The organism is Erythrobacter sp. NFXS35, from assembly GCF_040148725.1.
Classification (GTDB): Bacteria; Pseudomonadota; Alphaproteobacteria; order Sphingomonadales; family Sphingomonadaceae; genus Erythrobacter.
This window is the reverse complement of sequence record NZ_JAGDEB010000008.1, coordinates 1-7,539: the sequence shown is the minus strand read 5'-3', so window position 1 is coordinate 7,539 and position 7,539 is coordinate 1. Positions and strand designations below refer to the sequence as shown.

At 63.0% G+C, this 7,539-nt stretch carries 7 protein-coding genes; 4 read left to right on the top strand and 3 right to left on the bottom strand.

Annotation, left to right across the window (positions count from 1 at the left end; all coding sequences use genetic code 11):
- Positions 1-560: 560 nt before the first annotated feature.
- The gene (locus J3454_RS16170; protein WP_349514813.1) at positions 561-1,211 is read left to right on the top strand and encodes a TetR/AcrR family transcriptional regulator; all 651 of its coding nucleotides are present in this window, start codon (positions 561-563) and stop codon (positions 1,209-1,211) included.
- A 32-nt stretch (positions 1,212-1,243) separates the two neighbouring features.
- Here the strand turns inward: J3454_RS16170 and J3454_RS16165 are convergent, their stop codons facing one another.
- Positions 1,244-1,825 (bottom strand): HdeD family acid-resistance protein, encoded by a 582-nt coding sequence (locus J3454_RS16165; RefSeq protein ID WP_349514812.1) that lies wholly within the window; start codon positions 1,823-1,825, stop codon positions 1,244-1,246.
- Positions 1,826-1,991: 166 nt separating this feature from the next.
- Here J3454_RS16165 and J3454_RS16160 point away from each other — a divergent pair, with 166 nt between their 5' ends.
- Positions 1,992-2,237 (top strand): hypothetical protein, encoded by a 246-nt coding sequence (locus J3454_RS16160; RefSeq protein ID WP_349514811.1) that lies wholly within the window; start codon positions 1,992-1,994, stop codon positions 2,235-2,237.
- 217 nt (positions 2,238-2,454) lie between these two features.
- Positions 2,455-3,210 carry a Crp/Fnr family transcriptional regulator gene (locus J3454_RS16155; protein ID WP_349514810.1) on the top strand — a complete coding sequence of 252 codons (756 nt, stop codon included), beginning with the start codon at positions 2,455-2,457 and terminating at the stop codon, positions 3,208-3,210.
- Positions 3,211-3,283: 73 nt separating this feature from the next.
- Here the strand turns inward: J3454_RS16155 and J3454_RS16150 are convergent, their stop codons facing one another.
- Both J3454_RS16150 and J3454_RS16145 read right to left on the bottom strand, forming a co-directional pair.
- Complete coding sequence (locus J3454_RS16150; protein WP_349514809.1) at positions 3,284-3,949, bottom strand: hypothetical protein; 666 nt, start codon at positions 3,947-3,949, stop codon at positions 3,284-3,286.
- Between the two features lie 13 nt (positions 3,950-3,962).
- Positions 3,963-4,727 (bottom strand): hypothetical protein, encoded by a 765-nt coding sequence (locus J3454_RS16145; RefSeq protein ID WP_349514808.1) that lies wholly within the window; start codon positions 4,725-4,727, stop codon positions 3,963-3,965.
- 256 nt (positions 4,728-4,983) lie between these two features.
- Between J3454_RS16145 and J3454_RS16140 the strand changes: the two genes are divergently transcribed.
- Positions 4,984-7,008 (top strand): integrase, encoded by a 2,025-nt coding sequence (locus J3454_RS16140; protein ID WP_349514807.1) that lies wholly within the window; start codon positions 4,984-4,986, stop codon positions 7,006-7,008.
- The last annotated feature ends 531 nt before the right edge of the window (positions 7,009-7,539 follow it).

Sequence of the window (7,539 nt, the reverse complement as noted above, 5' to 3'; positions counted from 1 at the left end):
GGGCGGGGGCGGTGCTGGCGCAACGACCGTGACCACCGGCGGCGGAGCGCTCTGGGACACAACGTCATCGCCGCCGCATCCCTCAAGCGTCAGAGCAAGGATCGGCAACACAAAGAAACGCAACATAGGGGCTACTCGCAGGAGATGCCCCGCTGATGCGGTGCTCAGCCCGGATCCGTCAATCTAACCTAGGTTGGAAATGGGACGAGCTGAAAAATAAACTGTGTAAGGAAAAATCGGAAAAAATGCCGGTTTAGTCGGCTCGCTAAACACCAGTATGCAAGCGCGAATGTGGCGAGCCGAGCAACGGAGATCACGGCTGCGTATCCAGAGGCAAGGCACGCGTTAGCCTGTTATGCGACCGTTGCCCAGATGGCCTAATGATCGCTTTGGGGGGTGCCGGAAGCCGAACGGCAGGTTCATTCCCGGCCGCACCCGTGACGCGCGATAGATCGGCCTCGGCGGGCAGGGCGGCGTGCCGGTAGTTTCAGGGTTTCGGTAGACTATCGCCCATAACCTATCATCGATAGGAAAGGTTGGTATGTCGGCGACAATCCGCTATGCTCGCGGTCATCATGCTGGTCACATCCCACCACCTGCCGCGGAAGGCCAAGGGCCAGGGCGGCGAACGGCGCGAGGAAATCCTCGACCATGCGCTGCGCCTGATCAGCGAGTCCGGGGTGCATAATGTCTCGACCCGGCAGATCGCGACGGCGGTCGGGATATCGCAGCCGACGCTCTATGCCTATTTCCCCAACCGTCATGCGCTGGTGGCCGAGGTCGGCTCGCGCGCGTTCCGGGCGCTTGCCGCCCGGATGCGCAAGGATGCGGCCGCGCCGGGCAGCGCGCAGGACCGGTTGCTGGCGGTGGCACGCAGTTATATCCGCTTCGGCCTCGAACAGCCCGATGCCTACCGCGTCGCCTTCATGCTCGAAGCGGGCAGCGCCGAGGACAAGGGCGGCGATGACGCCGTGCTCGCCGCCGGGATTGAGACGTTCACAATCCACCGCGGCTGCGTGGCCGACTATCTTGGCCCCGCGACGGATGAGGCTGAGATCACGCTCGTGGCGCAGAGCATGTGGGCATCGCTGCACGGTCTGGTGTCGCTGCTGATTGCCCGCCCGGGGTTCCCGTGGGTGGACCGGGAGCAACTCATCGTACACCACCTGGGAAGCCTCGTCGGTCGCACTAGCCCGCAATCAACGCAGTGATAGGCCGTCCCGCCAGCGCGTCCTGAAAGGCTCTATTCCGAAATGGCGGCAGCAGGCCGGCTGTCACTGCCGGTGCAGCAGGCAAAAGATACCCCGGTGAAGATCAGGTTTATCCCGACGAAAATCCCCAGGAAAGCCACAGACCATCCGCTCGGCAGGCCCAGCAGAACCAGCACGCCGAGCAGGAGTGCCAGCAGGCCCGAGGCAAGGAACAGCCACCACGCGCGCTGCGGACGGATGCGGAAGGCCAGCAAAATCCGCGCAACCCCGTCGGCAGCGAAGAAAGCGCCGAACATCACTGTCAGCGCGAGCAATCCTGCAAAGGGATTGGTGAGAAAGATGATCCCGCCGCCGATGTAGAGCAGGGCGAGCAATCCCTGCAGGGCCGTGCCCCTCCACCCGCGCACGCGCACTGCGTGGACCAGCGTCAGCACGCCGCCCGCGATCAGCGCCACGCCGACGGCGAATTCCAGCGACCATGCTGCCAGAAACGGGAACAGCACCGACGCCGCCCCGATCACGACCAGCACAATGCCGAGCGCAATGAACCATCCACGCCCGATGTCGGGCGGCCCCAGCCGGGCGGCGGGCCCAGTGATCGTGCGGTTCTGCATATGCGGCCTCCTGTGGTTGACTGTCGATCTGGTACAACGCCGCGTGTCGGCATTCCCTAACTGGCGTTCTCTTTCCGCCGAACCCCTGACACGGCCCGCCGATCCGCACACTGCGCGGCGGAACATCGGGCCGTCCGGCGCCCTTGAATGCGAAAGGAGAGATTTCATGCCCGACCGCCAGAGCCGCCATCCCGATAATGATCTGATCGACGACATGACCGCCGAAGACACCCCTTCGCAGCAGGGGTCTGCGGGCGGCAATGTTGCGCGTCGCGTCGGCAAGCGAGGCGAGGAAAAGCGCGCGACCGATCCCGATAACCGCGAGCCGGTGATCGGATCGGACAATCCCGCCGACGATGCCGTCAAGGGCGAGAAGACAATGCGGAAGATAAAGTCCGGAGATCAGGGGTAAGCGTCTGGCACGACCCCGCCACTCTCAGGCTGTTCAGCCGCCCGGATTTGTGCTGGCCCGTTCCTTGCCCGACGGGAAGAGGGTTCGCTCATCCGGCGTATGCCTCGGCTCATCAGCTTCGTCTTGCGCCCGCGCCCGGTTTGGTTTGATGCATTGCATTCGTTGCAATAAATGCATTAAACGCGTGCTTTCGTGACCGGGAATTTTCGCAAGTCTGATGACTGAGGCCCCTGATATGGTGGACAATGATGCCCTTGAACTGCTGACCCGGCGGCTTGTTTCCAACGCCGCGCTGAACTCCGCTGAGCGCGCTGCCGTCAGCGCCTTGATGCGTGAGGTGGAATGCTTTGAAGCCGGAGCGTGCATCGTTCAGCACGGTGCGCCGTGTCGGCGTGCCTGGGTCCTTCTGGAAGGTTTTGCCTACGGACAAATCGGATCGCGGCACAGCCGACGCCAGATTGTCGGGTTCTATCTGGCCGGTGATCTGCTCGATCTCCACGGCGCGCTGACCGGTCTGTCGAGCGAGGCTGTCATCGCGGCAACCGATTGCAAAATTGCGACCCTGGACGCCGAAGCGCTGGTGAGCCTCATCGAAGCCAAGCCCAATCTCGGCCGTGCCTTCTGGATCGAAACGCTCGTCGAAGCGTCGATTGCGCGCGAATGGATCATGAACGTCGGACAAAGAAATGCGCGGCAGCGGCTCGCGCATCTGTGCTGCGAGATGGCCTGGCGATCCCGCGAGGCAGGACTGGGCGACGGACGGACTTTTTCGATGCCGATCACGCACGAGCAACTCGGCGACGCGACGGGTCTGACCAGCCTCCATGTCAACCACACGCTTCGGAAACTCGAAGCGCAGGATCTGATCGTTCAGGATGGACATGCCATCCGTATCATCGATGAAGCCCGGCTCAGGGCGGAGGGCGACTTCGAAGAGCTTTACCTGTGCCGGAGCGCACCCCGATCGATGTAAAGCCTGCCGAGCCATTTCGAGCCTCGCGGAACGGATGCGTTGGGCGGCACGCCAATCGGATCACAGATCGCCTTCATTCGTCATAAACGAAGATCACCCGGTCTGCGTCGGCGACCTGCACCCAGACTTGGTAATACCCAGTCTCACGCTCACCGCGCTTGTTGGCGACGGGACGGGGGGAGCCGATATGGGAATCGATCCATTGCAGGCGCACCTCGCCCTCGACCACGATCCGCCGTCCACCGAGCCGCTGTATCATCGTAAACATGTTGAGGTCGGAAACCCCGCTCGAACGGCAGCCCTTAACGTCGATCTGCCCTTCGGTCACATCGGCTGAGCCGCAAACCTTTGCCCGTTGCAGAAGCGCGCGCAGCGCAGCGGGTTCGAATGCGATCGTGAGCGTGCCGAGAGTGGCGTAATCCTGCCGCGAATTGACGAAGAAGAGTTCCCCGAGTTCGCCATGGATGCTTTGCCCGCCGCCGCGGATATCGAGCAGGAATCGTCCCGCCTGGCCCGCGCCTTCACCAGCGGAAAAGGCCATCAGCGTCGCTTCTTCCGGTGTGATGCAACCTGTCTGGCACTCGGGCAATCCTGCGCGCGCCGCTTTGAGCGCTGCATCGGATTCTCCAAGGCTTGCGAGGCGCTGTTCGATCGGCGCGGCGCTGTCAGCCTCGGACACCTGGGCCGAAAGCCCGGATGCCGACAAAGCCACAAGCGAGGAAATTGCCGCGCGCAGCACACTGAGTCTCCTATCAGCCCGAAATCCGGCAGACGCCGGGCACAGCGAAAGCAAGCTCGGCGCTGGGCATCGGCGGGGCGGGACGATGCCATACGAGCGCGGAAAGAGCGAGCCACGCGGTAAACATGATCAGATAGGGCCAGCGCCGTGGCCACAAGCGGACCACGAGCAGCGTCGCTGCCGCCGTGCCGGCGAGCGCAAACAGGGCCGAGGTCGCCGCGTATGTGCCGGTGCCGGTGCCGGGGACTGCAAAGGTGAGCTCTGTCTGGATCGCCGTGCTGGCCCATTGCGCCGGCAACAGCGCCAGCAGCCAATCGGGCAATGCATCGGGCACGGCCGCGGCCGTGAACAGGATAGCGGCTTCGCCGGCAACCACGAATACGGCGATCAACCAGCCCTTGTCGGACGCGCTTTTGGCAAACAAGGCGCCCCGTGCGGCAAAGCTGATGCTGGCGATGACCACGGCGAACCCGGTCGCGAAGGGGTGTGGCAGCGGCGGCAAGCCCAAGGTTCGCGCCCATAGTATGAGGCCAAACCCGGTCAGTAACGCTAGTGCCACGCCAATCCACATCCGCCCGGCTGCGGCTGCTGCGATCATCGCAACACCCATCAGGCCAATTGCCAATATCGGGCCCCCGACCGAGATGAGCGAAGCGGGGCGGGCAGGATCGGCCAACATCAGCATGGCCAGAGCAGGCGCCACGAACCCGGCCAGCGCCGCGCAGGTCCAGGCTGGCAAAGTTCGGACCGGCGTTTGGGGGCGGGACAGGGATTTCATCAGACAGCCACTGCTTGAAGCGCCGCGCGTTGTCGAGCAGCAAACCCTTTGGTTCCGGGTAAGGCATTGCAAAATGTCGGAAGCAGAAACTGGCTGGGGTGGCAGGAGCCCCAGCCAGGAATGGCCAAAGTATCTGAAATAACGTGTTTCTTGCAACCGCTCCGGCCGAAGGTACCCCGACAGGGTACCACGGCAGGGTACCACGACAGGGTACCACGACAAGGTGCCAAAGTGGGAACATAGCAGGACCACAAGCATGTGCAGCATTCACAATCTTACCCGCAAACACGGCACCTATTATTTTCGCCGAACCATCCGTTTAGGTCCCGATAAACCTTTTCGGCTACGCTTCTCGCTCAGAACCACCAGCCGAAAACGCGCCGCTTTGCTCGCGCCGGCAATGACCTTGATTTGCGAACGGCTGGCCATGAACATGACTGCAAAGCTCACCGCCGACGGACTCAACGCTGCCCAGCGCGCCGAGATCTTCCGCCGCCAGATGCTCGCCGAACGCGACCGGCTTGAGGTCATGCATGCGCAGCTGCACATCCTTGCGCCCGAAGACCACGACGACATCGACAAGGCGCTCGCGCTACGCCTGGATGCCAGCGAGTTGGCGGCCATGGATGGTGCCAGCAAAGGCAAAGTCGAGGATTTCCTGGTTGCCCGGATCGATCCGAAGGCCGACGACGAGCCGATCGTGGTCATGGCGTGGTCGGACTTGGCCGCCGCGATTGCGCAGGACGGCGCCCAGGATGCGGCAATCGCCCGTCTCGCTGAAATCGGCATCGCACAATCTGCCTTGCGCGAGGCGATGGCCCGCAAAGTCGTCAATCAGGCGCGGATCGCGGCGATCCGGGAGTTCAGGCAGGTCTTGAGCAATCCCGGTGCCGCCTACGCCCCTGTCCCTGTTGCGGGGTATGAGCAGCCGGCGCAGGCCCCGTTGAATGGCTTGGCACCGCACATGACACCAGCACCGGCTGCAACGACCCTTGCTGGGCCTTGGGCGACGATGACACCGACCGCAGCGGTCGAAAAATTTTTCGAGCATAATCCGCGCACCGGCGGAGTCGACGGGACGGCGCGTCGAAGAAGCGGCGAGCCCTGGACCGAAAAGACCCGCGAGCAGTTCAGGCTGCCAGCGCTGCTGCTCGAGCAGGTAATGCATGGGAGGCCGCTTGCCGCCGTGACCCATGATGACCTCGTCCAGCTCAACACCTGCTTTGAAAAGCTCCACGGCCCCTCGTTTCGCAAGTCGCCCAAGCACCGCACCATGACGATCCAGGAGATCGTCGCCGAAACCGAAGACCGGGTCCGGCGAGGCGAAAAGGCCGCTGTTGCTGCGGCAAGACGAAAAGGCAAAGGGGCCTCTCAAGAGGCTGACTATGCCGATGGCCTGTCGCGCGATCAGCTCGGGCTCGGCCTCAGCACCACCAACCGGCACTGGAGTTTCCTGCGCCAGCTGACCGACTGGTTCAACACCCACCAGCCGCTGGCCACGCTCAATTACGCCGCATTCATCGAAAACGATCGGCGCAACCCGCGTGATCAGCGCGATCGCTATACCGAAGAGGAAGGACGGCAGATGTTCAGCTTGCCGCCCTGGACCGGATCGCAATCCCATGAACGCCGCATGCAGCCGGGCAACCTCCTCGTCCACGGTGCGTGGTATTTCGTGCCAATGATCGGCTGGTATACCGGCATGCGGCGCGATGAGATCTGCGGTCTGGCGCTCGATGATATCGAGGTGGTCGACGGTCTCTGGCAGTTCAACGTCCGGCCGACCGCGATCAGGCGGCTCAAGACAGTCACCTCGGCGCGCAAATTGCCATTCGCGCACGAACTGGTGCGTCTCGGGCTGCCAGGCTACGTTACCGCCTTGCGCGAGGCGGGCGAAACCATGCTGTTTCCCGAACTGATCGCAGAAAGCGGCAAGGGCACGATGGGCGATGCCTATTACAAGACCATATGGACCAAGATCGCTCCGGCCTTGCCATTCTTAAAATCCGGCCAGGCGAACCAATCCTTCCGTCACACGGTTATCGATGCGATGAAAGGAGCCAAGGTGTCTCCAGAGGTCAGAGCCGACTTTGCCGGTCATAAGCTCTCCAGCCAGACCGAAGGACGATACTCCAAGGCGCACATGGCGCTTTTGCGCGAGGCGACCCACGCCATTCCGGAGGTGACATCAAAGCTCGATCCGTTTCCGACCACGCTGCTTCCCGCGCGTCTGCGCGCTCCGCGAAAGGCGCGAGTGTCAAAGCAAGAAAGATGGAGCTGAGGCAGTGGGCACGGGATGTGGGGCAAGGACGATGCGCTGGCGGTCGCGCAAAGCCCAAGTTGGCCCGCCAGCGGCCAAGATCGCGCTTGGCGAACTCGGCCATTGACCCGCTGACACCATGCCGGTGGTGGGTCGGCGGGCTTCTCATCGACAAAATGCGGGTCCCGTTCTCCAACCAATCGCAAAGCGCAGAAAGGCGCGGGTCTGCACACGCCCGGTCGCTCAGCGCTCCTTTCCGGTGCGGCCCGTTGGCATCTTGCGGCGATGCGGACGCAGCCGGCAATGAATTTCGGCTCCGCGAATGTCATGGCGAAGCGATAGCAAAGCAATTCCTGGCGGCACTTCGCCGAGCGGAAACAGCCGATCGACGCCTTGGGTGCAATAAGCACGCTTCCGCTATGGCCCCTGACGTGCTCCCCTGATTGTTACCAGTCAGAGGTAGAGTCCGGCTCCTTCATGATGGTTGTTTGATGGGATGGCAACGTGTCTGGGGGCATGCCCCCAGACACGTTGGCCGGCGATCTCGGCGGG